This window comes from Hymenobacter sp. BT559 (assembly GCF_017571525.1).
In the GTDB taxonomy this organism is placed as follows: domain Bacteria; phylum Bacteroidota; class Bacteroidia; order Cytophagales; family Hymenobacteraceae; genus Hymenobacter; species Hymenobacter ginsengisoli.
In genome coordinates this window covers 180,623-206,872 of record NZ_JAGETY010000006.1, presented here as the reverse complement: position 1 = coordinate 206,872, position 26,250 = coordinate 180,623, and the positions used below count along the sequence as shown (strand labels likewise).

The 26,250-nt window shown below is 60.0% G+C and carries 24 protein-coding genes; 13 read left to right on the top strand and 11 right to left on the bottom strand.

The window, feature by feature from the left end:
* Positions 1 to 24: 24 nt before the first annotated feature.
* Positions 25 to 957: a hypothetical protein gene (locus tag J4D99_RS10420; RefSeq protein ID WP_208131638.1), complete on the top strand. Its 933-nt coding sequence runs from the start codon at positions 25 to 27 to the stop codon at positions 955 to 957.
* 213 nt (positions 958 to 1,170) lie between these two features.
* The gene (locus J4D99_RS10415; protein WP_208131637.1) at positions 1,171 to 1,869 is read left to right on the top strand and encodes an SIR2 family NAD-dependent protein deacylase; all 699 of its coding nucleotides are present in this window, start codon (positions 1,171 to 1,173) and stop codon (positions 1,867 to 1,869) included.
* A 140-nt stretch (positions 1,870 to 2,009) separates the two neighbouring features.
* Here the strand turns inward: J4D99_RS10415 and J4D99_RS10410 are convergent, their stop codons facing one another.
* Positions 2,010 to 2,702, bottom strand: coding sequence for a TIGR02117 family protein (locus J4D99_RS10410; protein WP_208131636.1), 693 nt, complete (start codon positions 2,700 to 2,702; stop codon positions 2,010 to 2,012).
* A gap of 62 nt (positions 2,703 to 2,764) precedes the next feature.
* On the opposite strand from J4D99_RS10410, the gene J4D99_RS10405 reads away from it, so the two are divergent.
* The gene (locus J4D99_RS10405) at positions 2,765 to 3,178 is read left to right on the top strand and encodes a hypothetical protein (protein ID WP_208131635.1); all 414 of its coding nucleotides are present in this window, start codon (positions 2,765 to 2,767) and stop codon (positions 3,176 to 3,178) included.
* Positions 3,179 to 3,313: 135 nt separating this feature from the next.
* Here J4D99_RS10405 and J4D99_RS10400 read toward each other — a convergent pair whose 3' ends face one another.
* The 4 genes from J4D99_RS10400 to J4D99_RS10385 form a co-directional block, all read right to left on the bottom strand.
* Positions 3,314 to 4,303, bottom strand: coding sequence for an aldo/keto reductase (locus J4D99_RS10400; protein ID WP_208131634.1), 990 nt, complete (start codon positions 4,301 to 4,303; stop codon positions 3,314 to 3,316).
* A 217-nt stretch (positions 4,304 to 4,520) separates the two neighbouring features.
* A complete protein-coding gene (locus J4D99_RS10395) occupies positions 4,521 to 5,453 on the bottom strand; it encodes a DMT family transporter (protein ID WP_208131633.1) in 933 nt (310 codons plus the stop codon).
* A 31-nt stretch (positions 5,454 to 5,484) separates the two neighbouring features.
* Positions 5,485 to 6,438 carry a carboxypeptidase-like regulatory domain-containing protein gene (locus J4D99_RS10390; RefSeq protein ID WP_208131632.1) on the bottom strand — a complete coding sequence of 318 codons (954 nt, stop codon included), beginning with the start codon at positions 6,436 to 6,438 and terminating at the stop codon, positions 5,485 to 5,487.
* A gap of 117 nt (positions 6,439 to 6,555) precedes the next feature.
* Entirely contained in the window at positions 6,556 to 8,835 is a 2,280-nt protein-coding gene (locus J4D99_RS10385) for an aconitate hydratase (protein WP_208131631.1), read from the bottom strand.
* 219 nt (positions 8,836 to 9,054) lie between these two features.
* Between J4D99_RS10385 and J4D99_RS10380 the strand changes: the two genes are divergently transcribed.
* Both J4D99_RS10380 and J4D99_RS10375 read left to right on the top strand, forming a co-directional pair.
* On the top strand, positions 9,055 to 10,332 hold the full coding sequence (locus J4D99_RS10380) for a peroxiredoxin family protein (RefSeq protein WP_208131630.1): 1,278 nt from the start codon (positions 9,055 to 9,057) through the stop codon (positions 10,330 to 10,332).
* Positions 10,333 to 10,513: 181 nt separating this feature from the next.
* Complete coding sequence (locus tag J4D99_RS10375; protein ID WP_208131629.1) at positions 10,514 to 11,956, top strand: M48 family metalloprotease; 1,443 nt, start codon at positions 10,514 to 10,516, stop codon at positions 11,954 to 11,956.
* Between the two features lie 136 nt (positions 11,957 to 12,092).
* On the opposite strand, the gene J4D99_RS10370 is transcribed toward J4D99_RS10375, so the two are convergent.
* From J4D99_RS10370 to J4D99_RS10350, 5 genes are all read right to left on the bottom strand, one after another.
* Positions 12,093 to 13,013, bottom strand: coding sequence for a hypothetical protein (locus tag J4D99_RS10370; protein WP_208131628.1), 921 nt, complete (start codon positions 13,011 to 13,013; stop codon positions 12,093 to 12,095).
* Between the two features lie 72 nt (positions 13,014 to 13,085).
* Positions 13,086 to 14,822: a gliding motility-associated ABC transporter substrate-binding protein GldG gene (gene gldG / locus J4D99_RS10365; protein ID WP_208131627.1), complete on the bottom strand. Its 1,737-nt coding sequence runs from the start codon at positions 14,820 to 14,822 to the stop codon at positions 13,086 to 13,088.
* A gap of 2 nt (positions 14,823 to 14,824) precedes the next feature.
* Positions 14,825 to 15,550, bottom strand: a complete 726-nt coding sequence (gene gldF / locus J4D99_RS10360) for a gliding motility-associated ABC transporter permease subunit GldF (protein WP_208131626.1) — start codon at positions 15,548 to 15,550, stop codon at positions 14,825 to 14,827.
* Between the two features lie 148 nt (positions 15,551 to 15,698).
* Positions 15,699 to 16,607 carry a gliding motility-associated ABC transporter ATP-binding subunit GldA gene (gldA, locus tag J4D99_RS10355; RefSeq protein ID WP_208131625.1) on the bottom strand — a complete coding sequence of 303 codons (909 nt, stop codon included), beginning with the start codon at positions 16,605 to 16,607 and terminating at the stop codon, positions 15,699 to 15,701.
* A 140-nt stretch (positions 16,608 to 16,747) separates the two neighbouring features.
* Positions 16,748 to 17,440 carry an SDR family oxidoreductase gene (locus tag J4D99_RS10350; protein WP_208131624.1) on the bottom strand — a complete coding sequence of 231 codons (693 nt, stop codon included), beginning with the start codon at positions 17,438 to 17,440 and terminating at the stop codon, positions 16,748 to 16,750.
* A 34-nt stretch (positions 17,441 to 17,474) separates the two neighbouring features.
* Between J4D99_RS10350 and J4D99_RS10345 the strand changes: the two genes are divergently transcribed.
* Positions 17,475 to 18,254, top strand: a complete 780-nt coding sequence (locus J4D99_RS10345; protein WP_208131623.1) for a GIN domain-containing protein — start codon at positions 17,475 to 17,477, stop codon at positions 18,252 to 18,254.
* Position 18,255: 1 nt separating this feature from the next.
* Here J4D99_RS10345 and J4D99_RS10340 read toward each other — a convergent pair whose 3' ends face one another.
* Positions 18,256 to 18,969: an SDR family NAD(P)-dependent oxidoreductase gene (locus tag J4D99_RS10340; RefSeq protein ID WP_208131622.1), complete on the bottom strand. Its 714-nt coding sequence runs from the start codon at positions 18,967 to 18,969 to the stop codon at positions 18,256 to 18,258.
* A gap of 95 nt (positions 18,970 to 19,064) precedes the next feature.
* On the opposite strand from J4D99_RS10340, the gene J4D99_RS10335 reads away from it, so the two are divergent.
* From J4D99_RS10335 to J4D99_RS10305, 7 genes are all read left to right on the top strand, one after another.
* Complete coding sequence (locus J4D99_RS10335) at positions 19,065 to 19,796, top strand: MlaE family ABC transporter permease (RefSeq protein ID WP_208131621.1); 732 nt, start codon at positions 19,065 to 19,067, stop codon at positions 19,794 to 19,796.
* Between the two features lie 135 nt (positions 19,797 to 19,931).
* Positions 19,932 to 20,744, top strand: coding sequence for an ABC transporter ATP-binding protein (locus J4D99_RS10330; protein ID WP_208131620.1), 813 nt, complete (start codon positions 19,932 to 19,934; stop codon positions 20,742 to 20,744).
* Between the two features lie 98 nt (positions 20,745 to 20,842).
* The gene (fabG, locus tag J4D99_RS10325; protein WP_208131619.1) at positions 20,843 to 21,592 is read left to right on the top strand and encodes a 3-oxoacyl-[acyl-carrier-protein] reductase; all 750 of its coding nucleotides are present in this window, start codon (positions 20,843 to 20,845) and stop codon (positions 21,590 to 21,592) included.
* Between the two features lie 208 nt (positions 21,593 to 21,800).
* Positions 21,801 to 22,361, top strand: a complete 561-nt coding sequence (locus J4D99_RS10320; RefSeq protein WP_236018613.1) for a YiiX family permuted papain-like enzyme — start codon at positions 21,801 to 21,803, stop codon at positions 22,359 to 22,361.
* A 58-nt stretch (positions 22,362 to 22,419) separates the two neighbouring features.
* Complete coding sequence (locus J4D99_RS10315) at positions 22,420 to 24,501, top strand: VWA domain-containing protein (protein WP_236018612.1); 2,082 nt, start codon at positions 22,420 to 22,422, stop codon at positions 24,499 to 24,501.
* A gap of 119 nt (positions 24,502 to 24,620) precedes the next feature.
* Complete coding sequence (locus tag J4D99_RS10310; protein WP_208131617.1) at positions 24,621 to 25,301, top strand: pseudouridine synthase; 681 nt, start codon at positions 24,621 to 24,623, stop codon at positions 25,299 to 25,301.
* Between the two features lie 50 nt (positions 25,302 to 25,351).
* A complete protein-coding gene (locus J4D99_RS10305; RefSeq protein ID WP_309509639.1) occupies positions 25,352 to 26,233 on the top strand; it encodes an alpha/beta hydrolase in 882 nt (293 codons plus the stop codon).
* Positions 26,234 to 26,250 lie beyond the last annotated feature (17 nt).

The window sequence follows — 26,250 nt, the reverse complement described above, 5'->3', positions numbered from 1 at the left end:
GCTATGGGGCAGCCACTCGCGCATTTGTCATACTCTTGCCGTGCCTGGGTGGGTGGCTGGCTGCTGGTGCTGGGTACCAGTGCGCAGGCCCTAGCTGGTGCCCAGGTCGTGGTCGGGCCGGTGGGCCGGTTTTCGCGCGCGGTGGTGGAGGTAGGCCAGCCTATTGACTACGTGCTGAGCTACACCCACGACCCCGCCGAGGAAGTGGTGTTTCCCGATTCGCTGGCGTCGTTTGGCCCGTTTGAGTACGCAGGGCGGCGCTGGCTGCCCACTCGTACTACGGGTGGCCGCAGCCTCGACCAAGCGGTGTATCACCTGCGCACGTTTTCGCTAGCCCCCGTGCAGACCCTACAGTTGCCGGTGCTGCTGCTGCGCGGCGCCACCGATACGCTGCGCCTGCTGCCGCCTGTGGCCCAGGTGCGCCTGCACCGGCTCGCCCCCACGCTCTACACGACCGAAGAGGCCTCCCCACCCCGACTACGCACCCAATACCAGGTGCTACCGCTGGTACCGGCCTTCAACTATCCGTTCTGGCTGGCGGGTTTGGCCGGGGGGCTGGTACTGGCTGGCGGCGCGTGGGCGCTCTACGGCCGGCGCTGGCGCCAGCGCTACGGCCGCTACAAGCGCCGCAAAAACCACGTGTATTTCCTCACGCAGTTTACCCGCAATGCTGAACGTTTCACGCTCTCGCGCTCGGCGGCGGTAGTCGAGCGTACGGTGGTGTTGTGGAAGAACTATCTATCCAGCTTGGAGGATACTAACCTCAACTCGCTTACTACCAAAGAGCTGACCGAGTACTTCCACAATGATGAGGACGTGCGCCGTGCCCTGCGCGCCACCGACCGCGTGGTGTATGGCAACCTGCTCAGCGAAGATGCCCAGGAGGTAGACACCGCCTTTCAACTCTTGCGCGGCTTTGCCGAGCGCCAGTATGAGCAGGTTTTTACCGGATACTAATGGCCACGTACGACTTCGGGCGCGTAAGTAGCACGGCTGCCCCAAGCAGTACCGGGCAGCATTCTCCCTACGAATGAGAAAGCTGCCTGACCGGTTCTGAGAGGCTTTTGGTACGTTATATACCAGCCACCCCGCCGCTTGCCCGCGCCAGCCAGGCCCGTTAGCAGCCCAAGGCCGCCACCAGTAGTACTAAACCAGAAATCATTACGCAAAATGCCTCACCTTGTAGTACTTACCGGCGCCGGCGTATCGGCCGAAAGCGGTATTCGCACCTTCCGCGACACCAACGGGCTCTGGGAAGAGCACCGCATCGAAGACGTGGCCACGCCCGAGGCCTTTGCCCGCAACCCGGCCCTAGTGCTCGACTTTTATAACAAACGCCGCGCCCAGGCTCGCGAAGTGGCACCCAATGCGGCCCACCTGGCCCTAGCGGGCTTTGAGGAAGCGCCGGGCTGGACGGTGAGCATCATCACCCAAAACGTGGACGACCTGCACGAGCGCGCCGGCTCAAGCCAGGTGCTGCACCTGCACGGCATGCTGAGCAAAATGCGCTCGGTGAAAAACGAAACTGCCGTATTTGACTGCCCCGGCGACATCGAGGTAGGCGACCTCGCGCCCGATGGTGGCCAGCTGCGCCCGCACATCGTGTGGTTTGGCGAAATGGTGCCCGCCATCGAAGAAGCCGCCGAAATCGTCGCCACCGCCGATGCGCTGCTCGTGGTGGGTACCTCGCTGCAGGTGTACCCGGCAGCCGGGCTATTGCACTACGCGCCGGCCGGCTGCCCAGTCTACGTCATCGACCCGCACCAGCCCGAAGTGAGCGGCCGCCGCGGCGTGCGCTACGTGGTAGAGCCGGCCAGCGTGGGTGTGCCGCAGGTGCTGAAAGAATTGGCGGATAGCAATAAACAGTGAGCAACCTATCTGTCCTTGCGAGCGCAGCGTGGCAATCTTTCCTTCACGCTAGGGGTAGTAATCCTAACGATGCGAACGAAGAAGAAAGATTGCCGCGCTGCGCTTGCAAGGACAAACGGCCGAAATTGTTCGCATCTGCCTTACCGATATTGGTATAAAATGCCCGTGTCGAACGGCGTCCAGAGGCTGGCCTTCTGGCCGCTGATTTTCAGGCCTTTATTGGCCCAGGTGTTGCAGGTATTAAGCACGCTGTAGCGATTATTGGCCTCGTAAAAGGCGTCGTGGTCGGCGTAGCTGTGGCCCGGTATCCAGTTAAAGTTGCCCGCCGCATCGCGCTGGAAGCTCTTTTCAATGTAGGCAATGAGGCGCCGGTACTGCGTGGGCGTGAGGCGCAGCGGCACGCACTGGGGGCTAGCCACCAGGTCGGCCTCGCGGTAGTAAGTGGCATGCATAAGCGTGGTGCTCAGCCAGAAACCCGCCCGGATGGCCGTGCGCGGCTTGAGCTCGGCCCAGGTAGGCGTTTCGAGGTAAAAGCCCTTATCGCCCCAGCCAATGCCCACAAAATGGTAGGTGCTGTCGTGCGCCTGGGTGTTGGAGAAAGGCAGCTGCTGGCTCCAATCGATGTAACTGCTCTTGACGGGCACCACCAGGTCGGTGTGTACGCCATTGGAATGGATAAACAGCGGCACGGTGGCAGCTTCCGTAGTGGGCTCGGCGGCTACTGGAATGCGCGACAGCACCTGGGCCACGCCCCAATACGCAGCCACCGCGCCCACCAGGGCACCCACCGAATAAGCGGTTAGTTTAAGGGTTTTGCGCAGCAAGGGCGACATAGGCAGGAGCTATTTTTACGGGCTAGTACGCAATTCTGCCAAAAGTAACCCGCTCTGTTTCCATGCCCGCGCCGCCCGACGAAGAAGTTTATGCCATCCCGGCCAAGTACCGCCAGATGGAAAACACGCATATCCTGTTCTGGCTCATCAAGGACATCAGCTGGTGCATGGTCTGGAAAACGCTGGGCATCTTGATGATAGCGCCCACGCTAGGCATTGCCCTGGTCATTGCCTGGCGCACCCGCGCCCTCAAGTCGGAGCTGGCCCACAACCTGGCCATCGTCTTCTGGATTACGGCCAACTCGTATTGGATGCTCAGCGAGTTCTTTGGCTTCGACACCGTGCGCATCGGCACCCTTACCGATGGCAAGCATCTGGCTATCATCCCCTTCGGAATAGGCCTAGCCATTCTGGCATATTACTACCTCGTGCAAAAGCCGCGCGAGGCGCGGGCCGCGCAGGTTGCGACACTGTAACCGATTACTGGCAGTATCGTGGCCCTGAAGAGCGTCATGCTGAGCTTGTCGAAGCATCTCTCCCGAACGACCCTAGCGGCGCGGTAGAGATGCTTCGACATGCGCAGCATGACGCTCTTTTGCAAGCAATTGAGCTTACCATAGCTGGTGCACCTGCGGCCGTATCATGCGGTCGTAGATATCGCGCACGGCAGTCATTTGCTCGGCGGTGAGGGCTGGCAGCTGCTCGGTTTCGAGGTTAGACGTCAATTGCTCCGGCTTGGAGGCACCGGGGATGATGCAGCTCACCTCCGGGAACATGAGTATCCAGCGCAGGGCTAGCGGGGCGAGGTTGGGCTGGCCGGGGAACACTTTTTTCAGCTCCTCCACGGCAGCCAGGCCGGTGTTGTAGTCTACGCCTGAGAAAGTCTCGCCCTTGTCGAAGGCCTCACCGTTGCGGTTGAAATTGCGATGGTCGTCTTTATCAAAGTGCGTTTGGGGCGAAAACTTGCCGGTGAGCAGGCCGCTAGCTAGGGGTACCCGCACTATCAGACCCACATCGCGCCGCTGGGCTTCTTTGAACAGCAGCTCGGCGGGTCGCTGCCGGAACATATTGAAGATAACTTGAATAGTAGTTACGTTGGTATATTCCAACGCTTTCAACCCTTCCTCCACCTTCTCCACGCTCACGCCCAGGTTCCGGATTTTGCCTTCCTCCTTAAGCCGGTCGAACAGCTCGAAAATCTCGGGGCGGTAGTAGACCTCGGTGGGCGGGCAATGCAGCTGAATGAGGTCGAGGGTTTCGAGCTGCATATTGCGCAGGCTGTCTTCCACGAAGCCGCGCAGCGCGGCGGGTTGATAGGCTTCGGCGGTGTGGGGCTGCAAGCGCCGGCCGCACTTGGTGGCCACGAAAATGCGCTCGCCGGGGCGGCTACGCACCAGGCGGCCCACAGCTTTTTCGCTTTCACCATCGCCGTACACATCGGCGGTATCAATAAAGTTGATGCCCGCGTCCACCGCAGCATTCAAAATGCGGTCGGCGTTTGAGTGGCTGAAGGGCTCGCCCCATTTGCCACCCACCTGCCAGGTGCCGAGGCTGATTTCAGAAATAGAGAAGCCTGTTTTGCCGAGGGTGCGTTGGTTCATAAACAGTGGAAATTCATACGTGTATTAGCCTGCAACTTGCTACGGCCGGTGCAGGTTGCGGTAAAGCTTCTTTTTTTAGCCGGAAAGTAGCGCGAAGCAGGAGCTTCGCGCTACCGGGAATACCGCACCAGGCTTGCCGAGTTTAGGCAATAGCGCAGCCCGTTGGGTCCGGACAGGCTTGGTTTCAGCGATTTCTATATCCGCAGCGGCCACGCCGCTAGGCAGCTGCCGTGGCCGCGGGCCGCTTCCAGCTCAGCAGCAATACACCCAGCACTACTAAAACTGTCCCGCCAATCTGGGCCAGAAAAATGGGCTCGTGCAGGAAAAAGTGCGCTTGCGCAATCGTCGAAATCGGGCCGATACCGCTGATAATCGCCACGTTATTCGCCCCAATTCTTTTCAATCCCTGCGATATCAGAAACGAAGGCAGTACCGTGGAAAAGATGGCTAGCCCCAGTCCGTAGCCCCACAGCGACTGACTCGCCGCTAGTACCTCGCCCCTCCCCACCAGGGCAAAATGCCCAAAAATGCCCGCCGTGGCGGCCAGCATCGCATAGGCGGTGAACTTATTGGCGCCCACCAGCGGGATGATTTTGCCGCTGCCCGCTATATACATCGAGTACGTAACGGCACACAAAAATACCAGGAAGCTCCCCAGATACAGCCCCTGCCGGCTAGGGTCAATCGTGAGTTCGCCCACATAAGCAATGCCGATGCCGAGGTACGTGAGCAGCAGTGCCCACTTCTGCACGCCGGTAATGCGCTCCTTGAAAAACAGCGCGTTGATAAATACCACGAAGCTGGGATACAGAAATAATATCAGCCGCTCCAGGCCCGCCGATACGTATTGCAGGCCGATAAAATCGAGCAAGCTGCTCACATAGTAGCCCAGCGCCCCTAGCAGCGCCACTAGCCCCCACTGCGCCCGCGTCATGCGCACATTGTCCTTGCGGCTCGATACCAGCACCGCTACGCCCACGTAAAACGGCAGCGAAAACAGCATCCGCAGCATGAGTAGCGTTAGGGCATCAGTGTGCGTGGCCCCAAAAGCCAGCTTGACGAGGATGGCCTTGGTGGAGAATAAAACGGCCCCTAGCAGGGTAATCAGAAAGCCGGCAACCGGAACAGCAGGGCGGGTAGATACTTGCATTAGAATCTGACTTCACTTACGCAAGTTTAAGCTAATGCTTTACACGATAACGTCGCTCAATTCTAAATCCTATACCAGTATTTACTTCAGTATATTGGCTCAGCTTATTAAAATTTATTTTAAAAGAAAATCGCTTAATTTGAGTTTCTATACTACTTTGAAACTGCCAATAATCCTGCCACCACGCAATGCGGCCAGTTGTTATAAAGCGAATAGCCTTGGAATGAGAACTACTTAGGTAAATAGCGAGTGGATAATTAGCCCCTATTTCTACGCCGGTTCTAATGCTAGTATTTTCCTTATTTGAGTAGCTTAGCCCACCGACAGCAAGATAAATGGGTATGGTTCGGCTAATCAATTTACCGGTATAAGTTGCACCAGCAGTATAGCGAGTGTAAGCAAGTTCTTGCTCACCCAATCTTACACTCTGATAATCCGTGGTTATGTCGATACTATTGTCGCAGTCTATGAATGCATTATCAATGGCTAGCGTTGCATTGCGCTGAAAATTATTACTGCCAAACTGGTAGCTAAACTCAGCGCGCAAGTGGCCTTGGCCATGTGGAGTATGAATTAGAAAAGGATAAAGAGCCTTTATTTTACCTCCCAGTGGGGTATAGCGCAAACCGCTTATAAATGAAAGCTCTACATGTTTCTGCTCGAAGTAATCTAGAGTACAATCTTCTTTCAAATAGACAGGAGGTAAGATTGTCGTATCCTGAGTAACAACAATCTTCTTTTTTAGCGGCTTAAAGCCAATAAATAAAAACATTAGGGTAGCTGTATCATATGGAATCACTAATTGATAATTACCCTGCATATTAGTAGATGTTCCAATTTGAGTGCCTTTTAATATTACTGTCGCACTAGGCGCCTCCTGCTTAGTTGAGCCCATATATACCGTACCACGCACTAGTCTTTGCGCTTGTCCAGTTGTTGCTACACATAGCAGCAGCAAACAAATCATCCCGTATATTTTTCTCATCAGCGTTTCGCTTAGTAGTCATAGACTAGATGCCACAGGCCTGCACTTTGTACAAGCAGCAAAACGGCCGCCCCGGTTTCCCGAAGCGGCCGTTAAAGTACCTAGCAAAAGCCCTAGTTACACCGCTACGCCCTGGGCCTGCAACTTAATGAGGTTCAGAGCCGAACCAGCCTTGAACCAGCCGATTTGGCCTTCGTTGTAGGTGTGGTTTACCGTGATGAGGTCGGTGTCGCCGTCGGAGTGGCGCAGGCGCACTTGCAGCGGCTGGCCGGGGGCAAACGTCGTGAGCCCGAGGATGTCGACCTGGTCGTCTTCCTCGATGAGGTCGTAGTCGTTTTTGTTGGCAAAGGTGAGAGCTAGCATGCCCTGCTTCTTGAGGTTGGTTTCGTGAATACGAGCAAAGCTCTTCACCAGCACGGCGCGCACGCCGAGGTGGCGGGGCTCCATGGCGGCGTGCTCGCGCGAGCTGCCTTCGCCGTAGTTCTCATCTCCTACCACAATGCTGCCAATACCCAGGCTCTTGAGCACGCGGGCGGCCTGCGGCACGGGCACGTAGGGCTCTCCCTGGGTGCCACTGTCTTTCACGGCATTGGTTTCGCCGGTGTAGGCGTTGGTGGCGCCGATGAGCATGTTGTTGGAAATGTTATCCAAGTGGCCGCGGAACTTCAGCCACGGGCCGGCCATCGAAATGTGGTCGGTGGTGCACTTGCCGAGCGCCTTGATGAGCACGCGCAAGCCGAGTAGGTCGGTGCCTTCCCATGCCTTGAAGGGCTCGAGCAGTTGGAGGCGGTCCGAGTTGCGGTCTACCAGTACTTGCACGGCGCTGCCATCGGCGGCGGGCGCCTGGAAGCCAGCGTCTTCCACGGCGTAGCCGGCGGGCGGCATTTCGAGACCGCTAGGCTCGTCGAGCTTCACAGCGCCGTTTTTGCCGGGCAGCGTGTCGGTGAGCGGGTTAAAGGTCAGGTCGCCCGCGATGGCGAAAGCCGTCACGATTTCAGGCGAGGCCACGAAAGCGTGGGTATTGGGGTTGCCATCGTTGCGCTTGGCGAAGTTGCGGTTGAAGCTCGTGATAATCGAGTTCTTACGCTTGGGGTCGTCGGTGTGGCGCGCCCACTGGCCGATGCACGGGCCGCAGGCATTGGCCAGCACCACGCCGCCCATTTCGGCGAAGGTGTCGAGCAGGCCGTCGCGGGCCACGGTGTAGCGCACCAGCTCCGAGCCGGGCGTGATGGTGAACTCGGCGGCTACGTGCAGGCCCTTGGCTACGGCCTGCTTGGCGATGCTAGCAGCGCGGGTAATGTCTTCGTACGACGAGTTAGTGCACGAGCCGATGAGGCCTACTTCGAGCTTCTCGGGCCAGCCGTGCTCTTTTACGGCGGCCGCAAACTGCGAAATCGGCCAGGCGGCGTCCGGCGTGAACGGGCCGTTCACGTAGGGCTCCAGGGTGTTGAGGTCGATTTCGATGAGCTGGTCGTAGAACTCGGCGGGGTTGGCGTACACCTCGTCGTCGGCGCGCAGGTGCGCGGCCTGGGCCTTGGCCAGGTCGGCGATTTCAGCACGGCCAGTGCCGCGCAGGTAGTCGCCCATTTTCTCATCGTAGGCAAATACCGAAGTGGTAGCCCCGATTTCGGCGCCCATATTGCAGATGGTGCCTTTGCCGGTAGCCGAGAGGCTTTCGGCACCTTCGCCGAAGTACTCCACGATGGCGCCGGTGCCGCCTTTCACGGTCAGGATGCCGGCCACGCGCAGAATTACGTCTTTGGCCGAGGTCCAGCCGCTCATTTTGCCGGTCAGCTTCACGCCAATCACCTTCGGGAATTTCAGCTCCCAGGGCATGCCGGCCATCACGTCAACGGCATCGGCGCCGCCTACGCCAATGGCAATCATGCCCAGGCCACCTGCGTTGGGGGTGTGCGAGTCGGTGCCAATCATCATGCCGCCGGGGAAGGCGTAGTTTTCGAGCACTACCTGGTGGATGATGCCCGCGCCGGGCTTCCAGAAGCCGATGCCGTATTTATTGGAAACCGAGGCCAGGAAGTCGTACACTTCGCGGTTCTCGTCGTTGGCCACGGCGAGGTCTTCGCTAGCCCCGTCTTTGGCCTGAATAAGGTGGTCGCAGTGAACGGTCGAGGGAACGGCGGTCTTGTCCTTGCCGGCCTGCATAAACTGGAGCAGCGCCATCTGGGCGGTGGCATCCTGCATGGCCACGCGGTCGGGCGTAAAATCGACGTAGCTTACGCCGCGCTGGTACGACTCGCCAACTTTGCCACCGTAGAGGTGAGCGTAGAGGATTTTTTCGGTGAGCGTGAGCGGGCGGCCAACGGCCGTGCGGGCGGCTTCGATGCGCGAGCCGAGGCCCGCGTACACGGCCCGAATCATATCAAGGTCAAACGCCATAATGGAGAGAGTGGGGTTGTTAGCTTAAGCGCAAAAGTAACGGGCAGCCCAGGCAATTTGGTAGTAATTGAACGATTTCAGCCCGTACTTAGAAACCGTCCAAATAAATTGCGGGTTGTAGGGCCGCATTTAGTCTTCTACGCGGGCTAGGCCCGGCGCAGTCATCTTTTATAACCAACTGGCCGCCTTGCTAGTTTTGGCCGCTCTACTCTGTCTTTTATGAAACTCGTTCGATATGCGCTGGCGGGCGCGCTAGGGTCCGCGCTGCTGGCTGGCTGCAACTCTGGCACTACTGAAAAAGCGTCTGCTTCGGCCGCCACGCTGCTCACGTCCGGCCCCTGGCGCGGCGAGCTTGCCACCCAGGGCCAGACCATTCCCTTCCTTTTCGAGGTAAAAACCGAGGCTAGCAAGCCCGTGGTTTATCTTATTAATAAGGGCCTGAACGGCGAGGAGCGCCTGCGCTGCGAAGAAATCTCGGCGGCCGGCGACTCGGTAACCATTCGGATGCACGTCTTCGACGCGGCGCTGGTGGTGTGCGCCGATGGCCAGGGCAAGCTGAAAGGCACCTGGGTGAAGTATGACAGCAAGACGCCGTACCGGGTGCCGCTAGTGGCGACTGCGGGCGCGCAACTACTTTTCCAAAACACTACCGCTAAGCCTGTTTCATTCGCTGGAACTTGGCAAACTGAGTTTAAAGACGAAACTGGTAGCGCATATCCTGCTGTTGGGATTTTTAAACAAACAGGCAGCGAGGTAACCGGCACTTTCTTAACTACGACTGGTGATTATCGCTACCTAGCGGGTCAAGCCGATGGTTCAAAAATGCGTCTTAGCACTTTTGATGGAAGTCACGCTTTTCTATTCGACGGCGTCTATAATGAGAAGAATCACAATGTGATTACCGGCGACTATTATTCTGGCAAATCGGGCCACGAAACCTGGACAGCTACCCTCGACCCCAAGGCCAAACTGCCTGACGCCGATACGCTCACTTACCTACGCAAAGGCGAGTCGCGGCTGAACTTCAAGTTCCCGAGCATCGTGCAGGGGGCTAGCATCTCCCCCACTGATGCCAAGTACAAGGGCAAGGTGGTGGTGCTGCAAATCCTGGGTTCGTGGTGCCCTAACTGCATGGACGAAACCGGCTTTCTCGCGCCTTGGTACGCGCAGAACAAGCAGCGCGGCATCGAGATTATCGGCCTGGGCTACGAGCGCAGCTCCGATTACAACGTAGCCGCCAGCCGCCTGCTCAACATGAAGAAGCGCTTCAATATCGGCTACGATATCGCCGTGGCCGGCGTGTCGAACAAAGACTCGGTGGCCAAGTCGCTGCCGCAGCTGGCGAAGTTTCTGGGCTTCCCGACTACTATTTTCCTCGATAAAAAAGGCGTGGTGCGTAGCATTCGCACCGGTTTTTCGGGGCCGGGCACCGGGAAATACTACGAGGAAGAAAAGGCGCATTTCAACCGCACCGTCGATAAACTGCTTAAGGAATAGGGCTAGCAAGGCTCATATAACCTTCATGGGGGCTAGCCGTTGTAAGCTCCACCGTCTGCCTGGCGCAGGCGGTGGAGCTTTTTGGTTGGGGGCTGGCCGGATGCGCTGCGGCGCGGGCAAGCCCGCAGCCACTTGGCCCGACAATTGAATACGGTTACCTAGTACTCACTCTCTTCTCACCATGACTGCACTTTCCCGCCGCGCGCTGCGCCCCGCTGCCTTGCTGCTGCTCTTGCCGCTAGCCAGCGCTACGCCTTCGGAGCCGAGCAAGCCAGCCGCCCCCCGCACCACCCTAGCCCGTCCCTTGCAGGGCGCCAAGCCCGACCCGCAGGTTATCGCTCAATTTGGCCTTTACAATAGCCCTAAGCTGCAAGCCTACATTACGCAGCAGGGCAAGCGCATGACGGCCATCTCGGACCGGCCCGGTGACTATGGCTTCACCATTGTCGATTCACCGGTTATCAACGCCTTTGCTACGCCCGATGGGCACGTGTATTTCACGCGCGGCATCATGGCGTACTTCAATGACGAGGCGCAATTTACGGGTGTGCTGGGGCACGAGCTGGGCCACATCACGGCGCAGCACGGCAAAAAGCAGCAACGTAACTCTATCTTATCGAGTATTTTGGTAGGCGTGGCCCAAATGGCCTCACCCAACCTGCTCGGTCGCGTTGCGGCGCCGGTTGCCCAGCTCGCGAGCCTCAAATACAGCCGGGGCGACGAGAACGAGGCCGATGCGCTAGGGGTAAAATATTCGACCAAAGTGGGGTACGATGCCTCGCACATGGCCAGCTTTTTCCAAACGCTGGAGCGCACCGAGCAGCAGAGCGGCAGCAGCGTACCTACGTTCCTCTCTACCCACCCTAACTCGGCCGACCGCTACGAGCGAGTGAAGCAACTAGCTGCCCAAGCCCAGCAAAGCCTCGGCAAGCGCACGCTGACCGTGAACCGCGACAGCTACCTGCGCTCGATTGAGGGCCTGACCTTCGGCGACGACCCGCGCCAGGGCTTTGTGGAAAACAGCGTGTTCTACCACCCCGATTTGAAGTTCCGCTTCCCCATTCCGTCGGGCTGGAAGTCGCAAAACTCGCCCGAGCAGTTTCAGATGGCCGAGCCCAACGGCAAGGCGCTGCTCGCCTTCTTGGGGGTGCCCGGCAACTCGCTCGACGAGGCCGCGCAGACCCTGGCCAAGCAAATTGGCATCACGCCCGGCAACGCGCAGCGCACTACCATCAACGGCTTTCCGGCCCTCGTGTTTGAGGGCGACCAGCAGGCATCGCAAGACCAGCAGGCCACGCCAGCCCACGTGCAGAGCTTTCTTATCCAGGATGGTAAGTCGATATTCGCCTTTGTGGGGCTAGCCACGGCGGCCACATTTGGCACTTATGCGCCGCAGTTTGCCAACACCGTGAAGGGCTACCAGCGCCTCACCGAGGCCAGCAAGCTCAACCGTCAGCCCGAGCACATTCATATCAAGCAGGCCAGGTCGGCTACCACGCTCTCGCAAGCGCTAAGTGCCAATGGCGTACCCAGCAAGCGCCTCGAAGAAGAAGCCATCCTCAACGGCATGCAGCTCAGCGACCGGCTCACGGCCGGGCAGCTGTTCAAGGTAATCGGGCAGTAGCCGCTTTTAAACAAGAAACAAAGAAGAACGTCCTGCTGAGCTTGTCGAAGCATCTCTACTGCATCGTTGGGTTAGTGACCTTAGCGGCGCGGTAGAGATGCTTCGACAAGCTCAGCAGGACGTTTTTTATTCGGGGTTACTTATCGGCTAGCTGGGCGCTGGTTTTGAGCGAGAAGGTTTGGAAAGTATCGCCCCCGCCTCGGTAGCCGCGCATGCCGCCACCGTAGCCGCCGCGCATACCGCCCATGCCGCCGTAGCCGCCGCCATAGCCACCCATTCCGCCGCCTTGCGGGCCTACCACGCTCATGTCCGATTGCTGGCTGCCGGGGGCGGGCTTAGGCTTCTGGCCCTGTATCCAGACGCCCACCGTGGCTGGCCGGCCGCCGGCCAGGTCGGGCACGCGGCGGTAGAGCAGACGCAGCGGCACGGCCAGCTCGTAGATGAGGTTGTTGCGCGCATCGAGGCCGATGGCCGATTTCACCCCCAGCTTAGCTTCAGAGTCGGTGAGTACGGGCTCCTTGCTGCCCCTGAAGTTCAGCAACTCCATTTCGTGGGCGCCGGCAATGATGCCGCGCAGGCGTTTGAGATGCTCTTCCTGGCGCTCGGCGGCCGTGGGGCCCATGGCGCCCGCCGGCCGCTCGGCCGGAGCCTTAATGGTGCTTAGGTCGATGGGCAGCGGAAACTTCACCCCTAGCTGCTGCTGGTTGCGGCCCGTCGAGTCGAGCCACACCACCATGCCGAGGTAGGCCATTTTGGCCTGCGTGGGCATGTCGGCCGCTTTCAGGCGCACATACACTGTGCGGGCATCGTTGAGCACCTGATACTGCAAGTGGCTGCTGGCATCGTACTGTAGCGAGTCGGTCCACTCGGTGGCCTTGCCGTCGATGACGGGCGGCGTAGTCACGAAGCGGCTCGGCACCTTGCTGGCCACCACCACTGCTTTGCCAGCACTGGCGTTTGCCGCCTTGTCCGAATCGGTGGGCACGGCCTTTTGGGCGCACGATCCTAGCCACGCGGCGGCTGGCAGGGCTAGCAATAAAGAATGTGAAACGCGCATAAAGAGGCAGGAAGGATAAAACACAAAGCTACGGCCGCCGGGTAAGGAGCCGGTGAAACAGGTGCTTAGCGCTTAGGTAAACCGCGCATAGCGGCGCTTGCGGCGCCAGGCCCGCACTGCCCCGAAAGCCGCCAGCAGCACCAGCGGCGCGCCCAGGTTGAGCACCTGCCAGCCTTGGCGCTTGTCGGCAAGCTGCACTTTGTCGAGGGGGCGCAGGGTTATCTGCTTGCCGCGCACAGCGATGAGGCCGGTTTCATCAAGCAGATAGTCAGTGGCGTTGAGAATCAGCTCGCGGTTGGCAAACTCGGTGCTCGACAGCCGGTCGTAGCCTAGCCGGAAGGGTCGGCCGCTCTTGGGGTCCACGTCGTTGCGCAGGAAATCGCCATCCGAAATAACGAGGATTTTGCTAGGGGCCGCGTTAGGGTTCTGGTCGGGCTGGTACTGCGTGGTGCCCGGTATGGCCCGGTTGGCAAACAGCGAGCGGAACGTGCCTTCGAGCAGGTAACCCACCGCCTGGTAGCTGTCTTTATACAGCTTGGGGTTGGGCTCGAGGCGGGCATCGTTGAAGTTGATAGGCACCGGCGCGGGCAGGCGGCGCGTGTAGCGCGAGGTGCTCATGAGCATTGTTTTATGAATGCCAGCCGCCTTCACAGTGTCGATATTCCCTACGAACTTCAGGTACACCGCATCAAGGTTGCGTGTGATGGGGTTCGGGCTGAAGCGGTTGATGAGCGGGTAGAGCTGCCAGGGCAGCGGCTCGATTTTGGGCTTGTTGCCGGTCATGCCCGTCACGAGCGGAATCTGGCCGCAGTTCAAATCCAGCAGCAAATCCGGGTTCAGGCGCACGCCGTAGCGGAAGAGCAGGTCGTCGAGGTTGAGGTTGTAGGGCGTGGCCAGCGCGGCGCCGTTGCGGCTCACGCTGTCGAGGTCCACGCGCAGCGCATCCACAAAAAACATAGCCCGCCCGCCGTGGGTGATAAACTGGTCGAGGCGGAATTTTTCCGCCTCCGAGTACGGCCCGGTGGGCTTGGCAATCACCACGGCGTCGAGGTTGCCGCGCAGGTCTTTCACCTGGTTCAGGTCTACGCGAAATACGTCGTAGTTCTGGCTCCAGGCGGTGAGAATGTCGGCCATTTCGGGGTTGGTCAGCTCGCCGTGGCCCGTGATGACCCCTAGCCGGCGCTTGGCCCCACCGGGCGGCGCCACCTGCCGGATGGCGCTGGCCAGCTCATATTCCAGGCCCTCAATGCTTTGGTTGAGGCGCTCGGCGGGGCTAGCCACCTGGCTGCCGCGCAGCAGCAGCACGTTGCGCGTCTGGCCGCCGGCCTGCACCACCGCCCAGGGGAAAATGATTTTTTCGACCCGCTTGCCGTTCTCGTTGGCACCTAAGTTGGTGGGCTTTAATCCCTTCTTAAAAAGCGTGTTGTAAAATTTATTGCGCCCTTCCTCGGTGCCGGCCGCGCTAGGGTCGATGAAAATAAAATTCAGGTTGCCTCCGCCGTACACCTGCATTTCGTTCAGGGTTTCGCGCACGCCTTGCTCCAGGCGGCGGAAATTGGGCGGGAAGTCGCCGGTCAGGTACACCGTGATGGTGACGGGCTGCTTTAGGTTGCTGAGCAGCTTTTTGGTGGCATCGGACATGGTGTAGCGCTTTTCTTCAGTCAAGTCGAGCCGGAAGAAAAAGCGCTGGGCCACGAAATTGAGCAGCAGCAGCGCGCCGATGATGGCGGCAAAGCGCAGCAAATCCTGGCGCTTGCGCGAGGCGGCCGGGGCCGCTAGGGCGGCGGTGGGTTGAGTAGTCGCGTCCATGCTTACCAGGTGCGGCTGCGGAGGGCTAGCCGGGTGCCCAGCAGGGCCACGGCTACCACGGTGATGAAATAAAGCACGTCGCGCGAGTCAATTAGCCCCTTGCTGAGGTCGCGGTAGTGCGCCGCAATGCCGAGCTGGCTCACGTAGTAGGCCGGCGCCCCTTCGAGTACCGAAGCCACAGAATCGAAGCCAGTATACACTAAGAAACAGGCCACTACGGCCAGCACGAAGGCAATAATCTGGTCGCGCGTGAGGGCCGAGGCCAGCACGCCCAGCGCCGCAAACACCGCCGCCAGCAGGGCTAGCCCCAGGTACGAGCCCACCGTGGCCGCCGAGTCGATGTTGCCGGGCGGCGAGCCCAGCTTGTACACAGAGAAATAGTAGAGCAGCGTGGGCACCAGCGCCACCAAGGCCAGCAGCAGGCAGGCCAGGTACTTGCCGCCCACAATCTGCCCATCGGTGAGCGGGCGCGTGAGCAGCAGCTCAATCGTGCCGGCCTTTTTCTCCTCGGCAAACGTGCGCATGGTGATGGCCGGAATCAGCAGCAGAAACAGCCACGGCGCCAAGTTGAACAGCGATTGCAAATCGGCGTAGCCGTAATCAAGCACGCTGCTGTCGGGGAAGACCCAGACAAACAGCCCCGTCGCCACCAGAAACACGCCAATGACGACGTAAGCCACCGGCGAGTTGAGGAAGGCGTTGAATTCTTTTCTTAGAATAGTGAGCATCTAGTGACGCAGGTAATGATGTATCAGTGTTGTTGTCATGCTAAGCTTGTCGAAGCATCTCTACCGCGCCACTAGATTAGTAACCTACTAGCGCGGTAGAGATGGTTCGACAAGCTCAGCATGACTACCGTTTTCAGTTTTATTGAGTTTACTTCGTCAATTCCCCAAAAACCGCTTCCAGACTCTGCTGCTCCTGCCGCAGGCCTAGCAGCAGCCAGCCCTGCTCCACGGCCAGGCGCGACACGGCGGCGCGCACATCGGTGCCCGGCGCGGTACGAATGAGCACCACGCCCGGCCCACTAGCCTCCACGCCACGCACACCCGGCAGGGCGGCCAATGGCGCGGTGGCTACGGGGCCTTCAAACTCGGCGCGCAGCACGGTTTCGCCGGCGGCGCGGGCGGCTAGCTCGGCCACGGGCGCATCGGCCACCAGCTTGCCGCGGCTAATAATGACCACGCGCGAGCACAGGGCCGTGACTTCGGGCAGAATGTGGGTACTAAAAATGACAGTTTTATCCTCGCCCAGCTCGCGGATGAGCTGGCGGATTTCACCGATTTGATTGGGGTCGAGGCCGGTGGTGGGCTCGTCGAGGATGAGCACTTCGGGGTCGTGTACCAGGGTCTGAGCTAGCCCCACGCGCTGGCGGTAGCCCTTGCTGAGGGCACCAATTTGCTTGTTCTGCTCGCGGGTGAGGCCGACTTTCTGCACCAGCTGGGCCACGCGCTGACGCAGTTTGCGGCCCGCTAGCCCGTGCACCGAGCCGATAAATTCGAGGTACTCGTGCACGTACATGTCGAGGTAGAGCGGGTTGTGCTCGGGTAGGTAGCCCACGCGGCGGCGCACCGCCAGCGGGTCTTGCTGCACGTCAAAGCCGCCGATGCGCACCGTGCCCGCCGTGGGCGGCAGGTAGCCAAGCGCGATTTTCATGGTCGTGCTCTTGCCCGCGCCGTTCGGCCCCAGAAAGCCCACGATTTCGCCCTTATCGGCCCGAAAGCTGATATCGTCCACGGCGTTTTGGGCGCCGTAGGTTTTGATGAGGTTTTCTACTTCAACCATTGAGCTGGCTTAAAAATCGTCTGTCAGTGCGAGCCTGCGAAGCAATCGCACCCGAACGAAACCCAAACGACTTGTTCTGTTGCGATTGCTTCGCAGGCTCGCACTGATAGACGATTTTTAACAAATACGAATAACTTACCTTACTTCACGTTCGCCGGCCGCATCTGAATCTCCGATACCATCGTGGCGTCGGGCGCTTCTAGGGCGTGCACAATGGCGGCAGCAATGTCTTCGGGCTGCATCTTGTGGGGGTCGGGCTGCTGGCCGGGCTGGGCACCATTGAAGTTGGTTTCGACCGAGCCGGGCATCACGCAGGTAACTTTAATACCGTCGGGCCGCAGCTCTTTGAAGAGCGCGTCGGAGAAGCCGCGCACGGCGTATTTGGTAGCGCAGTAGCCAGCCAGGTTGGCGGTGCCAGCAGTGGCGGCCAGGCTAGCCACGTTGATGATGTGGCCGGCGTGCTGCTTTTTCATTTGGGGTAGCACGGCGCGGGTGCAGTAAAACAGGCCGTTGACGTTGGTATCGAACATGGCGTGCCAATCTTCCGACTTGAACCCGTCGATGGGGCCGAACACCCCTAGCCCGGCGTTATTGACGAGCACGTGGATTTCGAGCCCCAGCTCGCGCTGGGTGTTGGTGAAGGCTTCGGCCACGGCGTGCTCGTCACGCACGTCGCATTCAAAAAACTGAAACCGGTCGTGGTCGAGCCCCTCGGGCGCGTGGCGGCCCCAGCCGGCAACGGCGGCGCCGCGCGTCAGCAAAGCCTCGGCGGTGGCCCGGCCGATGCCGCTGCTCACGCCCGTTACGATGGCTACTTTCCCGCTCAGGTTCATAATTTCAGGCAAAAAATGAGGAATGCACTTCCGAATGCTGCTACAAAGTAACGCGCTGGCCGGGCTGCGGGGGCTAGCCCCCCTGCTGGCCGGCAGCCTGGCGCTGGCCGCCTGTGGCGCCGACCACGACACTGACTGCCTCAAGAGCAACGGCCCCGTGACGACGGAGCGCCGCGCGGTAGACCGCCGCTTGCGCACGGTGACCGTTTACAACAACGTAGACCTTACCATCGTGCCTGATACCGCTACTTATGCCGAGGTGCGGGCCGGGGAGCATATGCTGCCCTACATCGAGTTTTCGACCCCTAGCGGGTCCGACCAGCTCGTTATAAAAAATACCAGCCGCTGCAACTGGGTGCGCAGCTACGACACCCCGCGCGAGGTGCGCCTGCACGTGGCCAATCCGCACCGCCGGTTTTACATCAATCAGTATGGGTATGGCCTGATAACTACCGAAAACCAATGGGCCCAGGATACGCTCTACCTGCTCTCGGCCAGTACGGGCGATATCAACCTAAACGTACGCTCAAACTACTTGCTATTTGATAGTTACGACGCGGGTGACATCATCCTGCGCGGCTCGGCTGAGGAGTTTCACCCCAATTGCTTCAACACCGGCTTTCTCTTTGCCAGCGACCTCGATGCCCACTACTGCTACTTCTCCACCTTTCGTGAGTGGCGCGGCGATATGCACGTGCGCAGCCACGGCAACCTGGGCGGCACGCTCATGGGCACCGGCCGGTTGTTTTACACCGGCAACCCTTCGTATATCGACGTAAAGGGCCCAAACGTCAACAACATTTTCAAGGAGTAACTCACAGCAAATCACCCAGCTGCGGGCGAATAAGTAATTCTTCGACCACCGCCTGCGGCGAGAGCTGGAAGGCCCCTAGCACGGCAGCTGCCACGTCGGCTGGGTCGATAAAGCGCTCGGGCGGCAGCGCGGCGCCCTCCCAGCTGCGGGTGAGGGTGGCGCCGGGCAGCACGGCCGTCACGCGCAGGCCCTGGGCTTTCACTTCTTCGCGCAGCGTTTTGGTGTAGCCCAACAGGGCAAACTTGGCCACGCCGTAGGAGCCGCCGTTGGGGTACGGCATGATGCTGGCCGTGGAGCAGATGGTGAAAATGTGCCCCCGGCCCTGGGCTAGCAGCGTAGGCAGCAGGGCGCGCGTCACGTCGTATGCGCTCAGCAGGTTGATATTCAGCATGTCGCGCAGGCGCGAGCCGTCGGCGGGCTCATCCTGGAAGCGGCCGGGTACGTAGGCTCCGGCATTGTTGACGAGGGCGGCCAGCGGCAGGCCTAGCTGCAGCACAAACTCGGCAAAGCGCTGACAATCGGCGGGCTGGCTCAGGTCGGCCGGGAGCGTATACAGCGCCGCGCCGGGCCGGGCAGCAGTAAGCCCGGCTAAATCTTCGGCCCGGCGGGCGCAGGTGGCCACCGTAAAGCCAGCCGCTAAGAAACTCAGTACCAAGGCGCGGCCTATGCCCTGGCTACCCCCCGTTATCACTACTAACTCTGCGGTTGAGGTCACTATTTTCTGGGTTTATACGTAAGAGACGCAAAGATGCCCCGCCGCCACTGGCCGGGGCTAGCCGGACAGGCCCGACTCGTCCTTTATTCTCCTTTATGTTCAAAACTTTTGGCTCTTTCGTACTCTTTCTCTACAACATGGTGGCACGCGCCGAGCGGCTTAAGGTGCTGTGGACCCGCTTCTTCGAAGAAGCAACCCTTATTGGAGTCAACTCTATCTTCATCGTGGGCATTGTGTCGGCCTTTATCGGGGCTGTTACCTGCATTCAGATTGCCTACAACCTCACCAACCCGCTCATCCCGAAGTCGACCATCGGCTACATGGTGCGCGAGATGACCATTCTGGAGCTAGCCCCCACCATCACGAGCATTGTGCTGGCGGGCAAGGTGGGGTCGTCCATCGCGGGCGGGCTAGGCACTATGCGCATCACCGAGCAGATTTCGGCGCTCGAAGTGATGGGCATCAACTCCACTTCTTACCTGGTGCTGCCACGCATTTTGGCGGCCATGCTCATGTTTCCGCTACTGGTTATTCTGTCGATGGCGCTCAGCATCCTGGGTGGCTACCTGGCCGGCACGCTCTCGGGCGTAATGGCGCCGCAGGACTATATCGAAGGCATCCGCACCGATTTTATTCCTTACAACATCCTCTTTGCCTTAATCAAAGCAGTTGTTTTTGCGTTTCTGGTGTCGGGCATCTCAGCCTATAAAGGCTACTATACCGAAGGCGGCGCCCTGGAAGTAGGTGCGGCCAGCACAGCGGCCGTTACCAACTCCATTATCGCTATCCTGCTGGCCGACTACGTGCTGGCCGCGGTGCTGCTCTAAAACAAAACGTGCGCTGCCGTGCTAAGCTTAGGAAAATCACCTTTTACACGGCCGCACTTGTTTGGGGGGCTAGTAATTTTATCAAGTCGAACGTGAAAACCTGCTTCGTGCGTGCAGCACGCCAGCAACTTCTATATGATTGAAATATCCAACCTCGAAAAGTCCTTCGACGGCAACCAAGTGCTGAAAGGCATTAGCTGCACACTCGAAACCGGCAAGTGCAACCTGCTACTCGGCGGCTCGGGTACCGGCAAAAGCGTACTGCTCTCGTGCATCGTGGGCCTGATGAAGCCCGACCTTGGCTCTATCACCTTCGACGGCACGGTGTATACCAACTCGAAAGTGGATATCCGCCAGGAAATCCGCCGCAAAATCGGGATGCTGTTTCAGGGCTCGGCGCTGTTCGACTCGATGACGGTGGCTAAGAACGTAGAGTTTCCGCTGCAAATGCTGACGCCCGATATGACGGAAGAAGAGCGCCGCGACCGCGTCGAGTTCTGCCTCAAGCGCGTGGGCCTCGAAAATGCGGGCAATAAAATGCCTTCTGAAATTTCGGGCGGTATGAAAAAGCGTGTGGGCATTGCCCGCGCCATCGCGCCTAATTGCACTTACCTTTTCTGCGACGAACCCAACTCGGGCCTCGACCCTGCCACGAGCATCAAGATTGACGAGCTGATTTACGAAATCACGCACGAGTACAACATCACCACTGCCATCATCACCCACGACATGAACTCGGTAGTGGGCATCGGCGACCACATCATTTTCCTACACCAGGGCAAAAAGCTGTGGGACGGCAACAAAGAGCACATTCTCAACGCCGAGGTGCCGGAGCTGCGCGAGTTCATCTTCAGCTCGTCGCTGGTGCGCGCCGCCAAGCGCGTGGAGCAGGAAGACGGCCCGCAGGGCTTGGAGAACCTCGCCGCCGAGCCACTTTCGGAGGTGTAAGCTGCGGTAATGACGTAATGAGGGGAGGAAGTGATGAGGCAAGCCAGGCGCTCCTTAGCACTTCCTCCCCTCATTACGTCATTACTTATCTTCGCCCCATGAATCAGACTCTCGCCGGAAAAGTAGCCCTCATCACTGGGGCATCAAAAGGAATTGGCCGTGCCATTGCCACGTTGTTTGCCCAGCAGGGCGCGCAGGTAGCTTTCACCTATCTCTCGTCGGTCGAAAAAGGCCAGGCGCTCGAAGCCGAGCTAGCCGCCCACGGCGGCAAAGTGAAGGGCTACCGCTCCGACGCCTCCGACTATGCCCAGGCTGAAAAGCTGGTCGACGACGTAGTGAAGGATTTTGGCAAGCTCGACGTAGTGGTAAATAATGCCGGCATCACCCAAGATGGCCTGCTCATGCGCATGAGCGAAGAGCAATGGGATAACGTGCTGAATGTAAACCTAAAATCGGTTTTCAATCTCACCAAAGCGGCCACTAAGCCCATGATGCGCGCCAAAGCCGGCAGCATCATCAACATGACTTCGGTAGTAGGCATTAAGGGCAATGCAGGGCAGGCCAACTACGCCGCCAGCAAAGCCGGCATCATCGGCTTCACCAAGTCTGTGGCCCTGGAGCTAGGCTCGCGCAATATCCGCTGCAACGCCATTGCCCCTGGCTTCATCGAAACTGAAATGACCGACGCCCTCGACCAAAAGCAGGTAGACGAGTGGCGCAAAGCCATCCCACTCAAGCGCGGCGGCTCGCCCGAGGATGTGGCCAAAGCCACGGCATTTCTGGCTTCGGACGATTCGAGCTACATCACCGGCCAGGTGCTGCAAGTGGATGGCGGTATGCTGACGTAGGACCCTAGCCATGCTAATCCGCTCGGTAGGGAAAGTGCTCGTCTGGATTTTGGTGGGAGTATTCATGCTCTTCGGGACATGGAGCCGCTGCCAACGCCAAACTCGTTTATTATCCCCGACAGAAACCAACCTTACCGAGCCGGAGCCAACACCGCCGGCGCAGGAAATAGAACCCGGAGCAATGCCACCGGCGCAGGAACAAGAATCCTTGTCAACCACGCAAAGCTCTTTTCACGAAGGCGACCTTATCTTCCACACCTCGCTATCGGCCCAGAGCCAAGCCATCCAGCTAGCCACGCACTCACCCTACAGCCACTGCGGGCTGCTATACAAAGCCCACGGCGAATGGCAGGTTTTTGAGGCCATGCAGCCGGTAAAACTGACGCCGCTAGCCCGCTGGATAGCACGCGGCCAGGGCCAGCACTTCGTGGTAAAGCGCCTGCGCGATGCGCAAACGGTGCTTACGCCGGCCGCGCTAGCCCGTTTGAAAGCCGTGGGCCAGCCGCTGCTGGGGCACGATTATGACCTGGCCTTCAACTGGTCGGATAAACAGATTTATTGCTCCGAGCTGATTTGGAAGGTGTACGACCGGGGGCTGCACCGCCAGCTAGGGCAATTGCAGCAGCTACGCGACTTCGACCTGCGCCACCAGGCCGTGCGAGCCAAGCTGCGGGAACGCTACGGCGCGCAACTGCCGTTATCGGAGCCCGTCATTTCGCCGGCCAGTATCTTTCGCAGCCCGGCGCTGGTTACGGTTGTGAGCCGGTGAGGTAGCCGGCTTTCTTCGTTACTTGCCTTGCGGTGGCCCTAGCCACGTGTTTCTGGTTTTGCTCTCTACTGCCTATTCTCCCTGGTTTATCCTGCTTTGCCTGGCCGTGGGCGCGGGCTACGCGGCCTTGCTCTATTCGGCCCGGGCGCCCTGGAGCCGGGCCGTCAACTACACACTGGCGGCATTGCGCTTCGTGGTAGTCAGCTTTTTGTGCTTTCTGCTGCTCTCGCCGTTTGTGAAAACGACGACTACGCGCACCGAGGCGCCCACCGTGGTGCTGGCGGTCGATAACTCGCAATCAATACCCCTTTTCACGCCCGGGCCCGCGCTGGGCCAGCTCACGGCCGGCTTGCCGCAGCTAGCCACCACCTTGCGGGCCAAGGGCTTTCGGGTCGAAACCCGCACGCTCACCAAGGCTATCACGGCACCCGACTCGGTGCGCTTCAGCGCCAACCGCACCGACCTGAACAAGCTGCTGACCGATAGCCGCGAGGCCAACGCCGAGCGCAACCTGGCCGGCGTGGTGCTCGTGAGCGATGGCATCGTGAACCAGGGCCAGGAGCCGCAATTCTCGGAATTCAACTTCCCCATTTTCAGCGTAGCGCTCGGCGATACCATCCCAAAGAAAGACTTGCGGCTGACGGACTTGGTGTATAACCGCGTGGCCTTTAGCGGCAACAAATTTCCGCTGGAGGCAGAAATCGGCTACGAAGGCTACGCAGGCGGCACGGCCACGGTGGAGGTGCGCGAGGGCGGCCGGGTGCTGGAAAGCCGCCGGCTAGCCCTGCCCAACGGCCGGCGCCGCGTCAGAGCTACGTTTCAGCTTACCGCGCCCGCGCCGGGCAAGCGCCGCTACGAGGTGCGGGTGCTGCCCCAGGCCGGCGAGTTTACCGCGCTTAATAACAGTCGCACGGCCTTTATCGAAATTGTGAAGGGCAAGCTGCGCGTGCTGCTGGCCGGCGCGGCCCCCCACCCCGACCTGAAGGCACTGCGGGCGGCTATTCTGGCCAATAATAACTTCGACCTGACCCTGGCAGTGGCTAGCGTTGGTCAGCCGCTACCTGCCACCGCCTCCTTCGATGTAGCGGTGCTGCACCAGCTGCCCGCGCGCGGCGGCCTCGGCCAGGAGCTGCTAGCCCGCGTGCGGGCCGCCAAAGTGCCGGTGCTCTACGTGCTGAGCGCGCAGTCTGATTATAACGCCTATAACCAGCTAAACGCGGGCCTGAATGTGCAGCCGCGCGGCACTCAAACAGACGAGGTGATTCCCCTGCCCAACCCCGGCTTTGGCCGCCTGCCGCTCGATGAAGAGAGCCGGCGGCGCCTGGCGCAGTACCCACCCGTGCCGGTACCTTTCGGCGAGCTGTGGCTAAGCGGTGGGGCTGAGGCGGCGCTGTGGCAGCAGGTGGGCCGGCTGCCCACCCAGAAGCCCTTGCTGGTGTTTGGCGGCGCAGCGGGGGCTAGCCCCCGGGCTGCTACGCTGCTGGCCGAAAACACCTGGCAGTGGCGCCTGGAAGAAGCCATAGCCCACGACGACCGCCCCGAAGCCTACGACCGGCTCATCAGCCGCACGCTGCAGCTGCTGACCCAAAATGCCAATAAGAAGCGCCTCGACGTGTACCCAAGCCAAGACGTATTTGGTACGCAAGACGATGTGACGTTGGGCGCTGAAACGTACAACGCGGTATTCGAGCGTATTTACGACCAGAAAATCACGCTCACCCTCACCGACTCGGCCCGCCGTGCGCGCACCGTCACCTTCGCCAATGCGGCCGATGGCTCGCCACTGCACCTGGGGCCGCTGCCGGCCGGTCTCTATCGCTACCAGGCCCACGCCACACTCGGCGGCCAGGCCCAGCAGGCTAGCGGCGAATTATTGGTGCAAAACCAGCCGCTCGAAGCCCAGGAATCGAAAGCTGACCACCGCCTGCTAGCCCAGCTCAGCCGCCGCAGCGGCGGCCAGCTTTACTACCCTAGCCAACTCGACAAGCTGGCGCAAGACCTGGCGGCCAAGAACTTCAAGCCAGTGCTCAGCAGCGAAGAAGACCTGAAGGACTTGATAAACCTGAAGTGGCTGTTCTTCACCTTAGTAGCGCTGCTAGGGGCCGAATGGGCCACCCGCAAGTACCAAGGCGGGGTGTAACAAAGTGGCGTCACAAAACCGGTTGTCATGCTGACGAAGGAAGCATCTTGTCAGGTTTGAATGCGAGTGGTTTCACCCTGACAAGATGCTTCCTTCGTCAGCATGACAACCGAGAAACTATGCGTTATATCCTCCTCAACAAGCCCTACGAAGTCCTCACGCAGTTCACCGATGAGCACGGCCGGGCCACACTCAAGGACTTCGTGGCTGTGCCCAATGTGTACCCGGTGGGCCGGCTCGACTTCGATAGCGAGGGCCTCCTGCTACTCACCGACGATAAACAGCTGCAGCATCGCCTCAGCGACCCGCGCTACAAGGTGCCCAAAACCTACTGGGCACAGGTAGAGGGCACGCCCACTGAGGTGGCCTTGCAGCAATTGCGCGAAGGCGTTCAGATTAAGGAAGGCTTTACGCTGCCCGCCGAGGCGGAGGCGCTACCCGAGGCTGCCACGGCCGACTTGTGGCCTCGTAATCCGCCCATCCGTTACCGGGCCAGCATCCCGACGAGTTGGCTGGCCCTCACTATTTCGCAGGGCATGAACCGGCAGGTGCGCAAGATGTGTGCCTCCGTAAACCTGCCCTGCCTGCGCCTGGTGCGCCAGGCAATCGGCGATTTATCGCTGGCCGGGTTAGCGCCCGGCGAGTGGCGCGACCTCACCACCGAAGAAATTGCGGCCCTGCGGGGGCTAGCGGGTGCAGGCGAGCGCCACGCCCGCCCTGCCACACCGCGCCCAACAGCCACGCGCCCAAACGCCTCCTTCTCCCCTACCAACCGCGGCCCGCGCCGCCAGCGCCCCTGATGCTACGGCGGGTTTTGTGGGGGCTAGCCCTCTTCGCGCTTTTGCTGAACGTGGTAGTGGCGCTGCACGCCTGGCGCTTCACGCACTTCACCACCGACGCCGGGCCGCGCACCCGCAACCCCGAGAAGCTGCCAACCAGCGAGAAAATCAAGATTATCCTCACCGGCCTGAGCAACCCCAAGCCGGTAAACCTCGCTCCGCCAGCTTTTCCCTACGAAGACGTGACGCTGGCTAGCCCCAATGGTCGGCTGGCGGCTTGGTACAGTCCCGTGCCCCAGGCGCGCGGCACGGTGGTGCTCTGCCACGGCTACACCAGCGATAAATCGCGCCTGCGGCCCGAGGCGGGCTATTTCCGGCAGCTCGGCTACACGGTGCTACTGCTCGACTTTAGCGGCAACGGCGCCTCCGAGGGTTACCAGACTACCATCGGCTACCGCGAGGCCGACGACGTGGTGGCGGCTTTTCGCTGGGCACAGGCCCGGCAGCCGGGCGGGCCCGTAGTGCTCTACGGCGTGAGTATGGGCGCAGTCGCCATTTTGCGGGCCGAGGCCGAACTAGGACTGCACCCTGCCGCCAGCATCGTGGAGTGCCCCTACGGCAGCATGCTGCAAACGGCCCAAAATCGGTTTGTGTCTATGCACCTGCCGCCGTTTCCATTGGCTAATTTACTGGTGTGGTGGGGCAGCGTGGAGAATGGCTACTGGGCCTTCGGCCTGAAAGCCAGCGAGTATGCCCGCCGTGTTACTACCCCTACTCTGCTACTCTGGGGCACCGCCGACCCACGCGTGATGCGCGCCGAAACCGATACCATCTTTGCCCACCTCGCTGGCCCCAAGCAACGGGTCGATTTTGTGGGCTCGGGCCACGAGCCGTACTGGCACAAGCACCCGCGCCAGTGGCAGGGGGCAATTGCCGGGTTTTTAGCAAAGTAGCGCGAAGCACCGCTTCG

Excerpts from the sequence above, each read along its gene's own strand:
- J4D99_RS10415 (WP_208131637.1), top strand. The coding sequence starts at position 1,171 with ATGCCTCACCTTGTAGTACTTACCGGCGCCGGCGTATCGGCCGAAAGC.
- J4D99_RS10410 (WP_208131636.1), bottom strand. The coding sequence starts at position 2,702 with ATGTCGCCCTTGCTGCGCAAAACCCTTAAACTAACCGCTTATTCGGTG.
- J4D99_RS10405 (WP_208131635.1), top strand. The coding sequence starts at position 2,765 with ATGCCCGCGCCGCCCGACGAAGAAGTTTATGCCATCCCGGCCAAGTAC.
- J4D99_RS10400 (WP_208131634.1), bottom strand. The coding sequence starts at position 4,303 with ATGAACCAACGCACCCTCGGCAAAACAGGCTTCTCTATTTCTGAAATC.
- J4D99_RS10395 (WP_208131633.1), bottom strand. The coding sequence starts at position 5,453 with ATGCAAGTATCTACCCGCCCTGCTGTTCCGGTTGCCGGCTTTCTGATT.
- J4D99_RS10390 (WP_208131632.1), bottom strand. The coding sequence starts at position 6,438 with ATGAGAAAAATATACGGGATGATTTGTTTGCTGCTGCTATGTGTAGCA.
- J4D99_RS10385 (WP_208131631.1), bottom strand. The coding sequence starts at position 8,835 with ATGGCGTTTGACCTTGATATGATTCGGGCCGTGTACGCGGGCCTCGGC.
- J4D99_RS10380 (WP_208131630.1), top strand. The coding sequence starts at position 9,055 with ATGAAACTCGTTCGATATGCGCTGGCGGGCGCGCTAGGGTCCGCGCTG.
- J4D99_RS10375 (WP_208131629.1), top strand. The coding sequence starts at position 10,514 with ATGACTGCACTTTCCCGCCGCGCGCTGCGCCCCGCTGCCTTGCTGCTG.
- J4D99_RS10370 (WP_208131628.1), bottom strand. The coding sequence starts at position 13,013 with ATGCGCGTTTCACATTCTTTATTGCTAGCCCTGCCAGCCGCCGCGTGG.
- gldG (WP_208131627.1), bottom strand. The coding sequence starts at position 14,822 with ATGGACGCGACTACTCAACCCACCGCCGCCCTAGCGGCCCCGGCCGCC.
- gldF (WP_208131626.1), bottom strand. The coding sequence starts at position 15,550 with ATGCTCACTATTCTAAGAAAAGAATTCAACGCCTTCCTCAACTCGCCG.
- gldA (WP_208131625.1), bottom strand. The coding sequence starts at position 16,607 with ATGGTTGAAGTAGAAAACCTCATCAAAACCTACGGCGCCCAAAACGCC.
- J4D99_RS10350 (WP_208131624.1), bottom strand. The coding sequence starts at position 17,440 with ATGAACCTGAGCGGGAAAGTAGCCATCGTAACGGGCGTGAGCAGCGGC.
- J4D99_RS10345 (WP_208131623.1), top strand. The coding sequence starts at position 17,475 with ATGCTGCTACAAAGTAACGCGCTGGCCGGGCTGCGGGGGCTAGCCCCC.
- J4D99_RS10335 (WP_208131621.1), top strand. The coding sequence starts at position 19,065 with ATGTTCAAAACTTTTGGCTCTTTCGTACTCTTTCTCTACAACATGGTG.
- J4D99_RS10330 (WP_208131620.1), top strand. The coding sequence starts at position 19,932 with ATGATTGAAATATCCAACCTCGAAAAGTCCTTCGACGGCAACCAAGTG.
- fabG (WP_208131619.1), top strand. The coding sequence starts at position 20,843 with ATGAATCAGACTCTCGCCGGAAAAGTAGCCCTCATCACTGGGGCATCA.
- J4D99_RS10310 (WP_208131617.1), top strand. The coding sequence starts at position 24,621 with ATGCGTTATATCCTCCTCAACAAGCCCTACGAAGTCCTCACGCAGTTC.